Here is a 15087-nt window from a genome sequence, read left to right as displayed (position 1 = left end):
GCAGGCGGTGCCGCGATCAGTAGCAGTACCAGGAGAAGGCGTTGCGCTCGTCGTGGAAGGCGGCGTGGGACAGGCCCGCGCCGTGCTGCCAGCGGCACGCGTCGTGCATGTTGATGCCGTGCATGGTGCCGTCCACGCCGACGCAGCGCCAGCTCCAGACCGACTTCGGATTCTGGGCCACGGAGTTGAGGTGGCCCAGGCTCTGGCAGTACGCGTGCAGCCGGTCCAGGCCCGGCTGGCCGGTCGCGGGGCCGGCCGCGGAGGTCGCCTGGGCGGGCGGCGCGGTGGTGGCGAGGGCGGCCAGGCCGAGCCCGGCGGCGAGTGCGGTGGCGGCGAGGGCCGCGGTGACCTTCCTGGTCCTGGGGCGCGGCGCGCTGGATGCGTTCACGGGTCTCTCCTTCGCTGCGGGCGGCCCGGTCGGCCGCCTCGCACCCCAGGCAAGCGGCCGGTCCGGGGTGTCCAACAGCAGCTCGGACGGACCCGGACGGACCCGGCTGGCACCGTCCCTCCAGTACCGCCTCACCCGGAGGTCTGGTCCAGCAGGCCCTGGGCCAGGCGGCGGACGGCCGTGCGCAGCTCCGGCGGCGACTGGATCGTGAACGGGAAGCCGAGCCCGGCGAGCATGGCTGCCATGCCGTCCAGGGACTCGGCGCGCATCCGCAGCAGCACTCCGTCCGGGGTCTCGGTGAGCGTGGCCACCGACGGCGGGATGCGACGGGCCGCCTCCGCGAGGGGCACGCCCAGCACGACCTCGACGAGGTGCGCGTACGGCACCCGGGCCAGCGACGCGGTGACCTGCCGCACCGGGTCGGACTCCGCGGGGATCTCGTAGGAGGCCGTCCCCGGGACGACCGAGGAGATCCGGTCGAGGCGGAAGGTGCGCAGCTCGCCGGACAGGTGGTCGAGGCCGGTCACGTACCAGCGGCCGGAGTGGAAGACCAGGCCGTGGCCGTCCAGTTCGCGTTCGGTGGTGGAGCCCTTCCAGGAGCGGTAGCCCAGCGTGACCCGGCGGCGGTCGCGGATCGCGGCGGCCAGGGTCAGCACGGCCCGGCTCGCGGGCGTCCGCGCCGCGCGGGCGGCGAGGGTGAAGTCGAGGGTCTCCTCCAGCGCGCCGGCCTGCTGCCGCAGCGTGGCCGGCAGCACCCGCCGGATCTTGGCCAGGGCGGCCTCCGTGGCCTCGGCGGCCAGGCCCAGGCGGCGTCCGGCGAGCAGGCCGAGGACGACGGCGGTGGCCTCGTCGTCGGTGAGCATCAGCGGCGGCAGCTTGTAGCCGGGCATCAGCCGGTAGCCGCCGTACCGGCCGCGTTCGGCGGCGACGGGGATGCCCAGGTCGGCGAGCCGGGCGGCGTAACGGCGGACGGTCCGTTCGTCCACGCCGAGCCGCTGGGCGAGGTCGCGACCGCCCAGCACGTGGTGGGCCTGGAGCAGTTCGAGCATCGCCAGCATCCGGGTCGCCGGATATGACACAGGTCACCCTCTTTATCCGGGCGGGTTCTGTCCGCTTTCGGCTTTAGCGTAGCGACATCGGCTCACTTGGAAGGACGACGAGATGGCGAACTACGTGCTGGTGCCCGGATTCTGGCTCGGCGCCTGGGCCTGGGACGAGGTGGCGCACGAACTGCGCGCCGCCGGGCACCAGGTGCGGGCGGTCACCCTGACGGGGGTGGCGGAGCGGGCCGGCGAGCTGTCACCGGAGGTCGGCGTGGAGACGCACGTCGCCGACATCCTGGCGGCGATGGACGGATGGGACGACGTCGTCCTGGTCGGGCACAGCGGGGCGAACGTCCCGGTGACCGCGGTCGCCGACCGGCATCCCGAGCGGCTCAGCCGGGTCGTCTACGTGGACGCCGGGCCGCTGCCGTCCGGGGCGGCGGTGATCGACTTCAACGACGAGGACACCCAGAATGCCTGGCGCGCCCAGGTAGGGGACGGCCACGCGCTCGACGTGCCCGCCTACGAGCAGGGGGCGGGCAAGTTCGCGGGCCTGACCGAGGAACGATGGGAGCAGATCCGCGCGAAGGCGACGCCCCAGCCGTGGGGCGCGGCCGTGCAGCCGGCGCAGCGGCCGGAGCGCATCCCGGCGACGCCGAAGACCATGGTCGCCTCGACCATGCCGGTGGCGCTGATCCGCGAGCTGATCGACTCGGGGAACCCGGCGTTCGCCGCGCTCGGCACGCCCGAGTGGACGTTCGCCGAGCTGCCGACCGGCCACTGGCCGATGTTCTCGCGGCCGGCCGAGCTCGCCGCGCTGCTCTGACGTCACCGGGTGCCGGAAAGCCCGGGTCAGCGCGGCTTTCCGCAGACGGGGGGCTGCTCGGGCGGGCGCGGCGTGCCGTCCAGGTAGGCGAGCACGGCGCGGACGCGGCGGTGGCCGGAGTCGTCCGGGGCCAGGCCGAGCTTGGCGAAGACGTTGCCGATGTGCTTGTGGACGGCGTTGTCGGAGATGCGCATGCGCTCGGCGATGGTGGCGTTGTCGTGCCCCTGCGCCATGAGGGCCAGGGACTCCCGTTCGCGGGCGGTGAGGGCGGCGAGGGGGTCGTCGGCGCGGCGGGCGAAGAGCTGGGCGACCACTTCCGGGTCCATCGCGGTGCCGCCGACCGCGACCCGCCGCAGGGCGTCGGCGAACTCGGCCACCCGGCCGATGCGGTCCTTGAGCAGGTAGCCGATGCCGCCGCGGCCGTCGGCGAGCAGTTCGCCGGCGTACTCGCGCTCGACGTACTGCGAGAGCACCAGGATCGGCAGCGCGCCGTGCTCGCGGCGGGCCCGCAGCGCGGCGTGGATGCCCTCGTCGCGGAACGACGGCGGCAGCCGCACGTCGACGATGGCGATGTCGGGGCGGTGCTCGGCGACGGCGAGCAGGAACGCCTCGCCGTCGCCGACGACCGCGACGACCTCGCAGCCCCTGGCCGCCAGCAGCAGCTTCAGCCCGCTGGCCAGCAGGACGTTGTCCTCGGCGATCACGACCCGCAAGGGGCCTCCTTCGACGGTCACGACGCGCACGGCATCCGGACGGCGAGCGTGGTGGGGCCGCCCGGCGGGCTGTCGAGGCGCAGCGTGCCGTCGAGGGCGGCGACCCGCCGGCGGATCCCGGGGATCCCGGTGCCGCGCGCCTCGTCGGCGCCGCCCCTGCCGTCGTCGGTGACCTCGACGGACAGCACGTCGCCGGCCCGCTCGATCCGCAGGGACGCCCTGGTGGCGGCGGCGTGCTTGGTCACGTTCGTCAGCGCCTCGGCGATCACGTAGTAGGCCACCGTCTCCACGGACGGCGGCAGCGCGCCCAGGTCGGCGAGCTCGATGTGGACCGGCACGCTCGACCGGGCGGCCAGCGCCGTCAGCGCGCCGTCGAGTCCGCGGTCGGCGAGGATCGGCGGGTAGATCGTCTGGAGCACCGCGCGCAGCTCGGCCATCGCCTCCTCCGCCGTCTCGTGCGCCTCCTGGAGCAGCAGGGCGACCGTGTCCGGGTCGTCGGCGAGCGACTCGCGGGCCAGGCCGAGGTGCATGGCGATGGTCACCAGGCGGGCCTGCGTCCCGTCGTGCAGGTCGCGTTCGATGCGCTGGAGCTCCGCGCCGTGGGCGTCGACCACGCCGACCCGGCTCCTGGTCAGCACGTCGACCCGCTCGGTGAGCCGTTCGCGGGCCGACGGCGCGAGCAGCGCCAGGGACAGCCGGGCGTGCAGCCGGGCCAGCGCGGGCAGCCCCCACCAGGCCGCCGCGCCGAGGACGACGATCTGGGCCGACCCGCCGGCCAGCGCGGTCGCCCAATCGTCCACGGGAACGTCGAAGAACGAGAACAGCGTGGGACGCGCGTCCGCCGGGAACGCCTGCCACGCGACCATCGCCACCGCGGCGACCACGATGTTGCCCAGGCACAGCAGGGCGGCCAGCCCGAGCGGGAACCCGGTGGCGACGTGCGCGAGCGCCCAGGCGAGATCCCGCCGCCCGCCCGGCGCGCCGCCGGCCGGGACGCCGAGCAGCCGCCCGGCCCGCCGGCGGTGCCAGGCCGCCCAGCCCCGCCCCGCCGCCGGCGCGAGCAGCACCGGGAGCGCGAGCGCCGTGGCCACGGCGGTGGCCAGCGTGCCCAGCAGGTAGCCCGACCCGGACGACAGCCGGGAGACCGAGCCGGACGACAGCCAGGACGTCGAACCGGAGAACAGCCGGGAGACCGAGCCGGGGAGAGCGCGGTCACGCATGCGCACCTCCTCCTGACCTGCGTACCGGGGCACCAGTATCCCGTCACCGTCCGCGGCCGGACACTACAGCGGGCTGTACCAAGGGCGTGCGGCCGGCTGTATCGTGCCGGGCGTCCGGCCGGAATAGCGTCCCCGGCCATGAAACCGACACGTGTGCGGCCGCTCGGCCGTCTGGTCCCGGCCATCGCACTGACCGCCCTGATCGCCCTGTCCGTCGCCGTCGCGCCCCCGGCCGGAGCCGACGCCGGCGCGCCCGCGGCGACCGGCGGGAAACCCCCGGCGCTCGACTGGAAACGCTGCTCCCTGGGCCCGGACGACGCCGTCGGCAGGCAGCTCGACCAGGCGGGCGCGCGCTGCGCGGAGCTCGCCGTCCCGCTCGACCACTCCAGGCCGGGCGGCCGCGCCATCAAGCTCGCGCTGTCCCGCATCCCCGCGACCGACCGCGCCCATCGCCTCGGCGCCCTGGTGCTCAACAGCGGCGGCCCCGGCGAGAGCACGCTCGGCATGCCCCTGCGGACCCGCGCGGCCATGAAGGACGTCGCCGCCCGGTACGACGTCATCGGCCTGGACCCGCGTTTCGTCGGGCGCAGCACGCCGCTCGACTGCGGCTGGCCCATCGGCCTGTGGCTGCGCTCGGCCGGCTCGACCCGCGCCCGGTTCGACCACCAGGTGGCGGTGCAGCGCGACCTGGCCGAGCGCTGCGCCCAGCGGCACGCCGACGTGCTCCCGTACGCCAACACCCGCGACACGGCCCGCGACATCGACCTCGTGCGCCGAGCCCTGGGGGAGCGCCGGATCTCCTTCCTCGGCTACTCCTACGGCAGCTACCTGGGCGCGGTCTACACGCAGATGTTCCCCGGCCGCACCGACCGGGTGGTCCTGGACAGCGCGGGCGACCCGGGCAAGTGGGGCCCCAGGGCGATGCGGGGCACCGAGGACGAGGCGGACCGCGCGCTGCGCGCCTGGGCGTCCTGGGCCGCCGGACGCCACGGAACCTACGGGCTCGGCGCGACCCCCGCCCGCGTGCTCGCCACCGTGGACACGATCGTCGCCGCCGCGGAGGAGCGTCCGCTGCGCGTCGGGGCGTACGAGGTGGACGACCAGGCGGTCCCGTACCTGCTCTCCGTCGGCTCCGCGAACGACCGTCCCGAGGCGCGCGCCGAGTTCGCCGCCACCGTCCGGACCCTGAACGAGGCCGCGCACGGCCGCCGCGCCGAACCCGGCGCCGAGCTCGCCGGATTCCTGGCGTTCGTCCTGACCGGCGCCGGTTCGCCGCTGGCCAGCCCGGCCGCCGCGATCACCTGCGGCGACCGGGCCGCGCCGGGCGACCCCGACGTCTACTGGGACGACGTCCAGCGCAGCCGGGCGCGTCACCCGCTCTTCGGCCCGGTCAAGAACAACATCTGGCCCTGCGCCTTCTGGCCGGACGAGCCGCGCGAGCCGCTCACGCACGTCGCCAACCCCACCCCCGCGCTGATCGTGTCCGCCACCGGCGACACCGCCACCACCTACGAGGGCAGCAAGGCCATGCACCGGGCGCTGACCGGCTCCCGCCTGCTCACCCTGCGCGGCGCCATCGCCCACGGGATCTACGGCGAGTACGGCAACGCCTGCGTGGACGCCAAGGTCAACGCCTACCTGGCCACCGGCGCACTCCCCGCCACCGACCAGACCTGCCGCCCCTGACCGGCCCGCCGATGGGAGGCCGGGCTAGGGAGGGCCGGGCTCGGGAGGGCCGGGCTCGGGAGGGCAGGGCTCGGGAAACGGTGCTCCCCGCCCTCGGTCGCGAGGGCGGGGAGCGGGGCCTGGTGGTCCGCCGCCCGCGTTAGCGGCCTCTCACCCGTACCTCCGCCAGGGCGAGCGGGTCGGTGCCGGAGGAGAGCTGGATGCGCACGTGCCGGCCGGTGGTGCCGGCGGGCAGTTTGACCGTGCTGGGCCGGCCGGCCTGTTCCTGCACGTGCACGGCGGTCACGCCCGGCGTCGTGCGGGCCGCCTCCAGGCCGTCGGCGGTGATCGGCTGCTCGGAGGACATCACCCAGTAGTCCCGCAACCGTTCGGCGCAGCAGTCGGTGCGGTTCCAGATCTCCACGCTGTCCAGCGCGGCCGAGGCCCCCAGATCGACCTGCCACCAGGCTTCCCTGGCCGGTTCCTGGGTGTGGGTGACCGAGCCGTTCCAGAAGCCGCCGTCGGTGTTGCCGTCCACGGCCCGCGCGGCCGGGGCGTCGTAGCCGGTGCTCTGCTGGGTGGCCGGCTTGCCCTGGGCCAGGTTCGGCAGCACCACCGAGACGGGGAGCCGGTACGCCGCGCGCAGCCGTCCGGACTTGAGCGTCGCCTGGATCCCGAGCGCGGCGGGCTCGGCCCCGGGCGGCACGGTCACGGTGACCGGCACCTCGGTGCTCGCCCCGGCGGCCAGGCGGCCGATCCGGGTGCTCGCCGGGGTGACCGTCCAGCCGTCGGGCGCGGCGAGGGTCAGCGAGGCCGCGCGCAGCGGCGTGGAGCCGGGGTTGGTGACGGTCACCTTGCCGGTGAGGGTCTCACCGGCCTGCGCCTGCTCGGGCAGGTCGGTGCCGAAGCGCGGCAGGGCCGTCACCCCGGGCGTCTCGATCTTGAACGAGTAGGCGTACTGCCCGGTCTCGGCGGGCGTGGTGACGACCACCCGGCCCTGCTCGTCGCGCTGCCACGGCAGCGGGCCGGCGTCGGAGCCGAGCAGCGTGATCCGCGTCCCGGGGCCCGCCGGCACGTCCGCGCCCAGCGTGAGCCGCTCGCCCGGCCACTTCAGCGCGGTCGCGTAGAGGACGCCGTCCTTGACGGTGTACCGGACGTCGTCCGGGCCGCCCTTCTCCTCGGCGCGCGTCCAGTACGTGGTGCCGTACATGGCCTCGCCGTTGACCTTCAGCCAGGAGCCCATGTCCAGCAGCCGTTCCCGCTGCACGTCGGGGATGGTGCCGTCGGCCTTCGGGCCCACGTCCAGCAGCAGGTTGCCGTTCTTGCTGACGATGTCCACGAAGGAGTCCACGAGCTGGTCGGAGGTCAGGTAGTCCTCGATGGGCTCGTTCTGGTTGTAGCCGTAGGAGTGCGCGATGCCGCGGCTGGCCTCCCACTTGACGGGGTCGATGTCCGGCTTGACGGAGTACTCGGGCGTCTGGAAGTCCAGCTCGTGGCTCTCCAGCGCGCCGCTCTCGATCTTGCACCGGTTGGCGACCGCGACCTCCTTGCCCTTCTTCGCCGCCTTGTTGTAGTAGTCGGCGATCACCCCGGCGGTCTGCCACTGGGCGGCCGAGCGGTCCCATTGGCCGTCGCACCACAGGATGTCGGGGTCGTAGCCGTCGATCAGCTCGCGCATCTGCGGGAGCATGTAGTCCTTGACGTAGTCGCCGCTCTGCGGGGCCCCGGTGTAGGGCACCGGCTGGCCGGTGTACGGGTTGGTCGCCGGGTGGCCGGTGAACAGCGGGTTGTACCACTCCATGAGCGAGTAGTAGAAGCCCGCGCGCAGCTTCCCGTCGGCGCGGGCCGCGGTGAACAGCTCCTTGGCCAGGTCGCGCTTCGGGCCCATCGCCATGGTGTCGCGCTCGCTCACCTTGCTGTCCCACAGGGCGACGCCCTCGTGGTGCTTGGAGGTGAGGACGAAGTACTTGGCCCCGGCGTCGTTGAAGAGCTTGACCCAGTCGGCGGCGTCGAACTTCTCGGCCTTCCACTGCTCGGCGAAGCGGTCGTAGGCGAAGTCCGGCCCGTAGGTGTCCCGGTGGTAGCTGTTGGTCGCGTTCCCGGGGGAGTTCATGTAGTACCAGTACCACTCGGCGTAACTGCCGCGCGGGCCCCAGGCCGGGACGGAGTACGCCCCCCAATGGAGGAAGATGCCGAACTTGTCGTTGTTGAACCAATTAGGGGTCGGGTGACTGTTCAGGGATTCGACGGTCGGCTCGTAGGGGCCGTCCGTGGCGGCCTGGGCAGGAGCGGGAAGACATCCGATGATACTGAGCATGGAGACGGCGAGAAGTCGACGTAAGCGGGCCATGTCCACTCCAAAGCGGGGGGAGAGATTGGAGGAAAGGTAGCCCGATCTTTGATCTCTCGGCAAGAGCTGCGCGGAGATTCATCCGATGTCTGTCTGGAGAGGCGTAGCGGTCAGAAGTAGTCCGCCGGCCAGTGGGCGGCGTTCTCCGCGCCCACCACGGGGCCCGGGTCGCCCAGGATCGCGCGGGCCATCCCCGTGCGGTCCCGCTCCCGGACGACGCTCCCGAACAGGTGCGGCAGGGCCGGCTCGCCCCAGGTCAGCCGGGCCCTGCCGGTACGGACGCCCCGGGCCGCCGCCTCGGCGGCCAGCGCGGAGAGCACCCCGGGCAGGTCCCCGGCCACCTCCAGCACGTCGAGGACGCCGCCGTCCCAGCGCACGGCGGCGTACCCGGCGTCCCCGGCCAGCAGCTCGACCGGGTCGCCGTACCAGATGGGCAGCCGGTCCCGCCAGTGCGCCTCGTCGCGCACGGCGGTCAGCGGACGCCGCGCGTTGTGCCGCTCGTACACCTCCCGCAGCACCGCCGCCTCGCCGGCCGGGATCCTGCGCAGCTCCCGCCCGGCCGGGCCGGTCCGGCGCAACGGGCCGGACACCGTCCGCAGCTCGAAGCCGGTCCAGTCCTTGTAGACCCCGGGCGTGCCGGTGAACAGCAACGACCAGGCGCAGCCGTCGGCCGCCATCGCCTCGGCCGCCATCGCCAGCAGCCGCCGGACGTGCCCGCGCCCGCGGACCGACGGATGGGCGGCGACGTTGGCCACGCCCCCTGTCCGCACCTCGCCGCCCAGGCCGTCGTGCAGCCGGCGCGGCAGGTAGTACACGCAGGCCGACACGTCGCCGGTCACGAACGTCCGGCCGTACCGGCCGGGGTCGGTCTCGTACAGGGGCACCACGTGCGGGGCGTCGAAGCAGGCGGCCCACAGCGCGTAGAGCGCCTCCCGGTCGCCCGGACGGGCGGTGCGCAGGGACGTCATCCCATCCTCCCCAGCAGCTCCGGCGTCACCTCGTGCGCCAGCGGGAGGCCGCCGGCGTACCGGGCGATCTCCTCGACCACCACCCGGCCCTGACGGGCCCGCCCCGAATCGGTGCCGGCCGCCTGGTGCGGGGTGAGCAGCACGTTCGGCAGCGCGCGGAACGGGTGCCCGACCGGCAGCGGCTCCTCGTCGAAGACGTCGATCGCCGCGTCCAGCCGTCCCGGACGCAGCTCGGCCAGCAGGGCGGCCTCGTCCACCAGCCACGACCTGGCGGTGTTGACCAGCCCGGCGCCGTCGGGCATCAGCGCCAGCTCCCGCGCCCCGAGCAGGTGGCGCGTCTCCGGCAGCGCCGGGGCGTGCACGGCCACGATCCGGCTGGTGGACAGCAGCTCGTCCAGCTCCACGGCGCCCTCGTGGTACGGGTCGGCGACGGTGACCTCGGCGCCGAGCGCGCGGACGAGGTCGAGGTAGGCCCGGCCGGTCCTGGAGGCGCCGATGACGCCGATCGGGCAGCCGAGGATCTCCCGCCTGGCCGGCGCCCGCTCGGCCGCCTCCCACGGCCGGCCGCCGCGCAGGGCGTGGTCGAAGCGGTGCACCTGGTGCAGCAGCGCCAGCGTGAACGTCAGCGCCACCTCGGCCACCGACCGGGCCATGGCCGCGCCCGCCTGCGTCACCCGGACGCCCCGCGCCCACAGCTCGCCGGTCACGAACGGCTTGACCGTCGCTCCGGTGTGCGCGACCAGCCGCAGCCCCGGCGCCCGGTCGAGCAGCTCGGCGGTCAGCGGCGGCACCCCCCAGGAGGTCACCAGCACCTCGGTGCCGGGCAGCGCCTCGGGCAGCGCGCGGTGGTCGTCGAGCAGCCGCACGTCCCCCAGGGCCAGCAGGGCGGCGGGGTCGGGGAAGAACTGCGCGCGCAGCGGCGGCGGGACGCTGACCAGGACGCGCACGGCGGAGTCAGCCGAGCCAGGCATCGCGGTGCTCCGCCACGAAGTCGTCGTCGGTCAGCCACGGGTAGGCGGCGCTGACCCGGGTCAGCTCCTCGGCCTGGCCGGGGGAGAGGCCCTCGTCCGGGTCGAGGCACCAGGTGCCGGCCAGCAGGCCCTGCCTGCGCAGCACCTCGTGCACGCCGGCGATGCAGCCGGCGAAGGCGTTGGCGCTGTCGAAGACGGCGGCGTTGGCGTCGGTGAGCGCCGTGGCCCGGCCCCACCACCGCGCCGGGTCGTCGCGCAGGCCGTCGACCATCTCCACCGCCGCCCGCGTCCACACCGCCCACTGGCCGAGCAGGCCGCCGGCGAAGCGCAGGCCGCCGGGCAGCTCGGCCAGCAGGTCGCCGATGATGTGGTCGTCGTTGCCCGTGTAGAGGGCGACCTGGTCGGCCCGGTCGGAGGCGGCCACGCCGTGCGCCACGTCCAGCGAGCGGTAGCGGTCGAACGCCGCCACCTTCACCGCGACCGTGGAGGGCTGGTCGGCCAGGGCCCGCCAGAAGCCGCGCGACAACACCGGCCCGCCGATCGCCGCCTGGAGGTAGAAGCCGACGACCGGCAGCACCTCGCCCACGGCCCGCGCCCGCGCCAGCAGGTCGTCCTCGGAGGCGCCGGGCACGACCGGCGAGAGCAGCACGGCGTCGTACCCCAGCGAGGCGGCCAGCTCGGCCTCGGCCACCGCCTGCGCGGTCGGCCCGCACGCCCCGGCGACCAGCACCGGCCGCTCCCGGGCGGAGTCGCGGGCGGACTCACGGGCGACGTCGGCGGCCAGCCGGAGGACCGGCTCCAGCAGCCCGGCCCCGCGGATCTCGAACTGGGTCGTGTGCACGCCCACGGCCAGGCCGCCGGCCCCCGCCGCCAGGTAGTACCGGGTGAGCGCGGCCTGGCGGCGCTCGTCCAGCGTCCGGTCCGCGGTGAGCGCCAGCGGGTGGGCGGGGATGACGGTCCCCGCCCGCAGGCGCGACAGCGCGGGGTTCGGCGTGGGCATCAGAATCTCCCGTCTCGTACGGCGAACTTGGTGGGCTTGCCCGACGTCGGCAGCCCGGCGGCCAGCCAGTCGGCCTGCCAGTCGACCAGCGTGCCCAGCGGCACGTTCGGGTAGCCGAACAGGCGGTGGCACAGCGTGGCGTCGTTCAGCAGCGCCGTCGCGGCCTCCGCGCCCTCGAAGGACACCGGCGTGCCGAGGCGCGCGCCGAAGGCGGCGGCCACCCGGCGCACCGAGGCGGTCTCGGGGCCGGTCAGGTTCAGCGTGAACGGCGTGCCCGCCGTCGCGTGGCCCAGCGAGCGCAGCACGACCTCGTTGGCGTAGCCCTGCCACACCACGTTGACGTGCCCGGTCGTCACGTCCACCGGAGCGCCGGACAGCACCCGCTGCCCGATGTCGGCCAGCACGCCGTACCGCAGGTCCACGGCGTAGTTGAGGCGGACGATCGTCACGGCCGTGCCGCGGGCGGCGGCCGCGTGCTCGAAGACGCGCTCGCGGCCGAGGCAGCTCATCGCGTACTCGCCCACCGGCCCGACCGGGTCGCCCTCGACGCTCCCGCCGGATGACAGGGGCACCAGCGGGTAGACGTTGCCCGTGGACAGCGCCGCGACGCGCGCACCGCCGTACCGCTCGGCGACGCGGGCGGGCAGGGCCGCGTTGACGACCCAGGCCAGGTACGGCGCGGCGGACGTGCCGAACTTCGCCCCGACCATGAAGACCACGTCCGCGGCGTCGGGCAGCGTGCCCAGGTCGCCGTCGAGCAGGTCGAAGGGGACGACGTCCACGCCGTGCGCGGCGAGGGCGCCGGCCGCCGCGCGGTCGGACCACCGGGAGACGGCGAAGACGCGGTCGTCGCCGCGACCGGCGGCGTCCAGGCCGCGCCGGGCCAGGCGGCACAACGTGGGCCCCATCTTGCCCCCGGCGCCCAGCACGACCAGGTCGCCGGAGCCGGCGGCGAGGTCGGCGACGAGCGACTCGGACGGGCGGGTGAGGTGCTCTTCCAGATCGTCGACGGAGGTGAACATCAACCCTTGATCCCCGACATCGTGACTCCTTCGGTGAAATAACGCTGGCCGACCAGGTAGGCGGCGAAGATCGGTACGAACGCGACCGTGGCCCCGGCCAGCACGACGCTGAGCGGCACGTTCTCCGTCTGCAGGGAGGCGATGCCCACGGTCAGGGTGCGCATGTCGGCGCCGCCGCCGATGATGAGCGGCCAGAGCAGGTCGTTCCAGTGCCACAGGAAGACGAAGACGCCCAGCGTGGCCAGGATCGGCTTGCACAACGGCAGGACGATCCTGATGAAGATCCGCCATTCGGAGGCGCCGTCGAGCCGGGCCGCCTCGAACAGCTCGTCCGGCAGGCCCATGATGAACTGCCGCATGAGGAAGACCGCCTGCGCGTTGGCGAGCGTCGGCAGGATCAGCCCCCAGTACGTGTCCACCCCGCCCAGCTCGGCGATGAGCATGAAGGTCGGGATGAGCGTCACGTGGTAGGGCACCATGACCATGGCCAGGAACGACCAGAACATGGGCTCGCGGCCGGGGAACCGTTTCTTGGCGAAGGCGTATCCGGCCAGCGAGGCCAGCAGCAGCACGGCCACCACGCTGACCACGGAGTAGATCAGCGTGTTGACGGTCCAGGTGACCAGGTCGCGGCCGCCCAGCACCTCGCCGTAGGCGCTGAAGTCGACCGGCCAGGGCAGCATGCTCTCCGGGAACGTCACGGCCGTGCCCGGCTTCAGCGACAGCACGACCATCGCGTAGAACGGGAACAGCGTGACCGGCGTGGCGACGGCCAGCAGGACGAACCTGGCCACCTTGCCGCCCCTGGTCGGCTCCAGCGCCTTGTACGGGCGGTATGTCGTCACTTCGACCTCCCGATCATCAGGCGCTGGACCAGCGCGACCACGAGGGTCATGACGAACAGCGCGACGCCGATGGCGCTGGCGTAGCCGAAGTCGAAGTTCTTGAACGCCTGCTCGTACAGGGCCATGACCAGCGTGAAGCTGCCGTGCGCCGGGCCGCCGCCGGTCATCACGTAGACCAGGTCGAACACCTGGAAGGAGTTCGTCGTCTCGATCACGGCGACGAAGAACAGCGCGGGGCGCAGCTGCGGGGCCACGATGTAGCGGAACCGCTGCCAGGTGGAGGCGCCGTCGGTGAGCGCGGCCTCCTCCAGCTCCCGCGGCAGGTCCTGCAGCCGGGCCAGGACGATCAGCATGCCGTACCCGAACCTGGACCAGACCGAGACGATCACCAGGGCCGGGATGACCAGCGTGGTGGAGGCCAGCCAGGACTGCCCGGTGAGCTTGGTGATCGGCCCCTCGGAGGAGAACAGCCAGGTGAAGACCGTCCCGGCCAGGACCAGGCTGGTGACGACGGGCAGGAAGAAGACCGAGCGGAAGAAGGCCGCCCCGCGGAAGGCGCGGCGCACCAGCAGCGCCATGCCCACCGAGGCGGCCATCGACGCCGGCACGTACAGGATCGTGTAGATCAGCGTGATGCGCAGCGACTCCCAGAAGACGGGGTCGGCGGCCATCCGCCGGTAGTTGTCCACGCCGGTCCACTCCGGGCTGGCGCCGATGGAGGAGTCGAAGAACCCCAGCAGCACCCCGGCGACGGACGGGCCGAACCGGAACAGCAGGAAGAGCAGGAGGCACGGCAGGACGAACAGCAGTCCGGTCCGCGCCTCCCACCGCCTGACGTCGATCGCCGCCATCAGCCACCCAGCAGCGCGTCCGCGGCCTTGGCCGCGTCGGCGAGCGCCTGCTCGGGCGTCTTCTTGCCGATCAGCGCGGCCTGGATCTCGGGAGCCAGGACGCCCATCACGTCACGCGCCTTCTCGTGCAGCGGCCCGGCCGTGGTCAGGTCGAGCGCCTTCTCCACCTCGGCCTGCACCGGGTCGGCCGCGTACAGCGAGCCGGTGGACTTGCGCGGGGAGAAGTAGCCCGAGGCCAGGTCGTAGGCCTTGCTCGGGGCGGCGCCGGTGGCGAAGCCGATCCACTTGCCCGCCGCCTCCTTGTGGTCGGACGCCTTGAGCAGGGCCAGCGAGCCGACCGTGCCGTAGGCGACCTGCTTGGCGTCGGTCAGCGGCGGCAGGACCTTGATGTTCTCCTTGCCCCAGAACGACTCGACGTCGGCGGGCAGCTGCTGCCAGGTGCAGGCCACCTTGTTCTGGGCGGTCCTGGTCTGCTCGAACTTGGGCAGCCCGGTCAGCAGGTCCTTCTCCACGTAGCCGCCGTCGGCCAGCTTCTTCAGGAAGGTCAGCGCCTTGACGCCCTCGGCGCCGCCGAACGCCGCCGACTTGCCGTCGGGGCTGAACACGTCGCCGCCCGCCTGCCACAGCAGCGGGTAGAACGACTGGTTGAGGGTGGCGGCGGGGTCGGCCCAGTAGTTGGTGACGTCGACGTCCTTGGCCTTGAACTTCGGGGCCAGGGCGAGCACGTCGTCCCAGGTCTTGGGGAACTCGGTGACGCCGGCGGCGTCGAACGCCTTCTGGTTGCAGACCAGCGGGTTGGCCGACATGAGGATCGGCGCGCCCATGACCTTGCCGTCGATGGTGACCGACTTCAGGGCGTTGTCCCGGTAGTCGGCCTTGTCGGCGAGGTAGGCGTCCACCGGCTCCAGCGTCCTGGCGTACTTGGGGAGCTGGTCGGGGATGAGGTAGACCACGTCGGGCGCCTTGTTGCCGGCGATCGCCGTGGACAGCGCCTCGTCGCGCTTGGCCCACGGGTAGATCTCGACCTTGACGTCGATGTTCGGGTTGGCCGCCTCGAACGCCTTGGTCTGCTCGTCCCAGAACGCCTGGTGCTTGGGCTGGTCGGCGATGTTCGGGTAGATCCACATGGTCACGGTCTGCTTCTCGTCGCCTCCGGAGCCGCCGCCGCAGGCGGTCAGCGTGCCGAGGGCGGCCGCAGCGGCGGCCAGCGCGCGCAGTCGCATGA

Annotated in this window: 14 protein-coding genes; 2 read left to right on the top strand and 12 right to left on the bottom strand. The window is 73.6% G+C overall.

From position 1 onward, the window contains the following. Nucleotides 1–16: 16 nt before the first annotated feature. Both ACWEJ6_RS37225 and ACWEJ6_RS37220 read right to left on the bottom strand, forming a co-directional pair. The gene (locus ACWEJ6_RS37225) at nucleotides 17–388 is read right to left on the bottom strand and encodes a hypothetical protein (RefSeq protein ID WP_397161914.1); all 372 of its coding nucleotides are present in this window, start codon (nucleotides 386–388) and stop codon (nucleotides 17–19) included. Between the two features lie 131 nt (nucleotides 389–519). Beyond that, a complete protein-coding gene (locus tag ACWEJ6_RS37220; RefSeq protein ID WP_452429912.1) occupies nucleotides 520–1467 on the bottom strand; it encodes a helix-turn-helix transcriptional regulator in 948 nt (315 codons plus the stop codon). Nucleotides 1468–1549: 82 nt separating this feature from the next. On the opposite strand from ACWEJ6_RS37220, the gene ACWEJ6_RS37215 reads away from it, so the two are divergent. Then, nucleotides 1550–2257 (top strand): alpha/beta fold hydrolase, encoded by a 708-nt coding sequence (locus ACWEJ6_RS37215; protein ID WP_387678492.1) that lies wholly within the window; start codon nucleotides 1550–1552, stop codon nucleotides 2255–2257. A gap of 26 nt (nucleotides 2258–2283) precedes the next feature. Here the strand turns inward: ACWEJ6_RS37215 and ACWEJ6_RS37210 are convergent, their stop codons facing one another. Together ACWEJ6_RS37210 and ACWEJ6_RS37205 are read right to left on the bottom strand one after the other, a co-directional pair. Further along, a complete protein-coding gene (locus ACWEJ6_RS37210) occupies nucleotides 2284–2970 on the bottom strand; it encodes a response regulator transcription factor (protein WP_452429909.1) in 687 nt (228 codons plus the stop codon). Between the two features lie 17 nt (nucleotides 2971–2987). Then, nucleotides 2988–4190 carry a sensor histidine kinase gene (locus ACWEJ6_RS37205; RefSeq protein ID WP_452429907.1) on the bottom strand — a complete coding sequence of 401 codons (1203 nt, stop codon included), beginning with the start codon at nucleotides 4188–4190 and terminating at the stop codon, nucleotides 2988–2990. A gap of 138 nt (nucleotides 4191–4328) precedes the next feature. Here ACWEJ6_RS37205 and ACWEJ6_RS37200 point away from each other — a divergent pair, with 138 nt between their 5' ends. Beyond that, nucleotides 4329–5876 carry an alpha/beta hydrolase gene (locus ACWEJ6_RS37200; RefSeq protein WP_452429905.1) on the top strand — a complete coding sequence of 516 codons (1548 nt, stop codon included), beginning with the start codon at nucleotides 4329–4331 and terminating at the stop codon, nucleotides 5874–5876. Nucleotides 5877–6015: 139 nt separating this feature from the next. On the opposite strand, the gene ACWEJ6_RS37195 is transcribed toward ACWEJ6_RS37200, so the two are convergent. The 8 genes from ACWEJ6_RS37195 to ACWEJ6_RS37160 form a co-directional block, all read right to left on the bottom strand. After that, nucleotides 6016–8172 (bottom strand): alpha-L-fucosidase, encoded by a 2157-nt coding sequence (locus ACWEJ6_RS37195; protein WP_452429903.1) that lies wholly within the window; start codon nucleotides 8170–8172, stop codon nucleotides 6016–6018. A gap of 143 nt (nucleotides 8173–8315) precedes the next feature. Beyond that, the gene (locus ACWEJ6_RS37190; RefSeq protein WP_452429901.1) at nucleotides 8316–9173 is read right to left on the bottom strand and encodes a GNAT family N-acetyltransferase; all 858 of its coding nucleotides are present in this window, start codon (nucleotides 9171–9173) and stop codon (nucleotides 8316–8318) included. Continuing rightward, complete coding sequence (locus ACWEJ6_RS37185; RefSeq protein WP_387678510.1) at nucleotides 9170–10144, bottom strand: hydroxyacid dehydrogenase; 975 nt, start codon at nucleotides 10142–10144, stop codon at nucleotides 9170–9172. The genes ACWEJ6_RS37190 and ACWEJ6_RS37185 overlap by 4 nt, the downstream gene beginning before the upstream one ends. Further along, nucleotides 10128–11144 (bottom strand): dihydrodipicolinate synthase family protein, encoded by a 1017-nt coding sequence (locus ACWEJ6_RS37180; RefSeq protein WP_397161905.1) that lies wholly within the window; start codon nucleotides 11142–11144, stop codon nucleotides 10128–10130. The genes ACWEJ6_RS37185 and ACWEJ6_RS37180 overlap by 17 nt, the downstream gene beginning before the upstream one ends. Beyond that, nucleotides 11144–12166 (bottom strand): NAD-dependent epimerase/dehydratase family protein, encoded by a 1023-nt coding sequence (locus ACWEJ6_RS37175; protein ID WP_452429898.1) that lies wholly within the window; start codon nucleotides 12164–12166, stop codon nucleotides 11144–11146. Before ACWEJ6_RS37175 ends, ACWEJ6_RS37180 begins: the two co-directional genes overlap by 1 nt. Beyond that, nucleotides 12166–13011, bottom strand: coding sequence for a carbohydrate ABC transporter permease (locus ACWEJ6_RS37170; protein WP_358301166.1), 846 nt, complete (start codon nucleotides 13009–13011; stop codon nucleotides 12166–12168). Before ACWEJ6_RS37170 ends, ACWEJ6_RS37175 begins: the two co-directional genes overlap by 1 nt. Next, nucleotides 13008–13862: a carbohydrate ABC transporter permease gene (locus ACWEJ6_RS37165; RefSeq protein ID WP_344207378.1), complete on the bottom strand. Its 855-nt coding sequence runs from the start codon at nucleotides 13860–13862 to the stop codon at nucleotides 13008–13010. Before ACWEJ6_RS37165 ends, ACWEJ6_RS37170 begins: the two co-directional genes overlap by 4 nt. Beyond that, on the bottom strand, nucleotides 13862–15085 hold the full coding sequence (locus ACWEJ6_RS37160) for an ABC transporter substrate-binding protein (protein WP_352356043.1): 1224 nt from the start codon (nucleotides 15083–15085) through the stop codon (nucleotides 13862–13864). Before ACWEJ6_RS37160 ends, ACWEJ6_RS37165 begins: the two co-directional genes overlap by 1 nt. Between the last annotated feature and the right edge of the window lie 2 nt (nucleotides 15086–15087).

It is taken from the genome of Nonomuraea sp. NPDC004702, from assembly GCF_053601695.1.
Note: the sequence above shows the minus strand (reverse complement) of the source record. Positions and strands in the feature narration are given on the sequence as shown.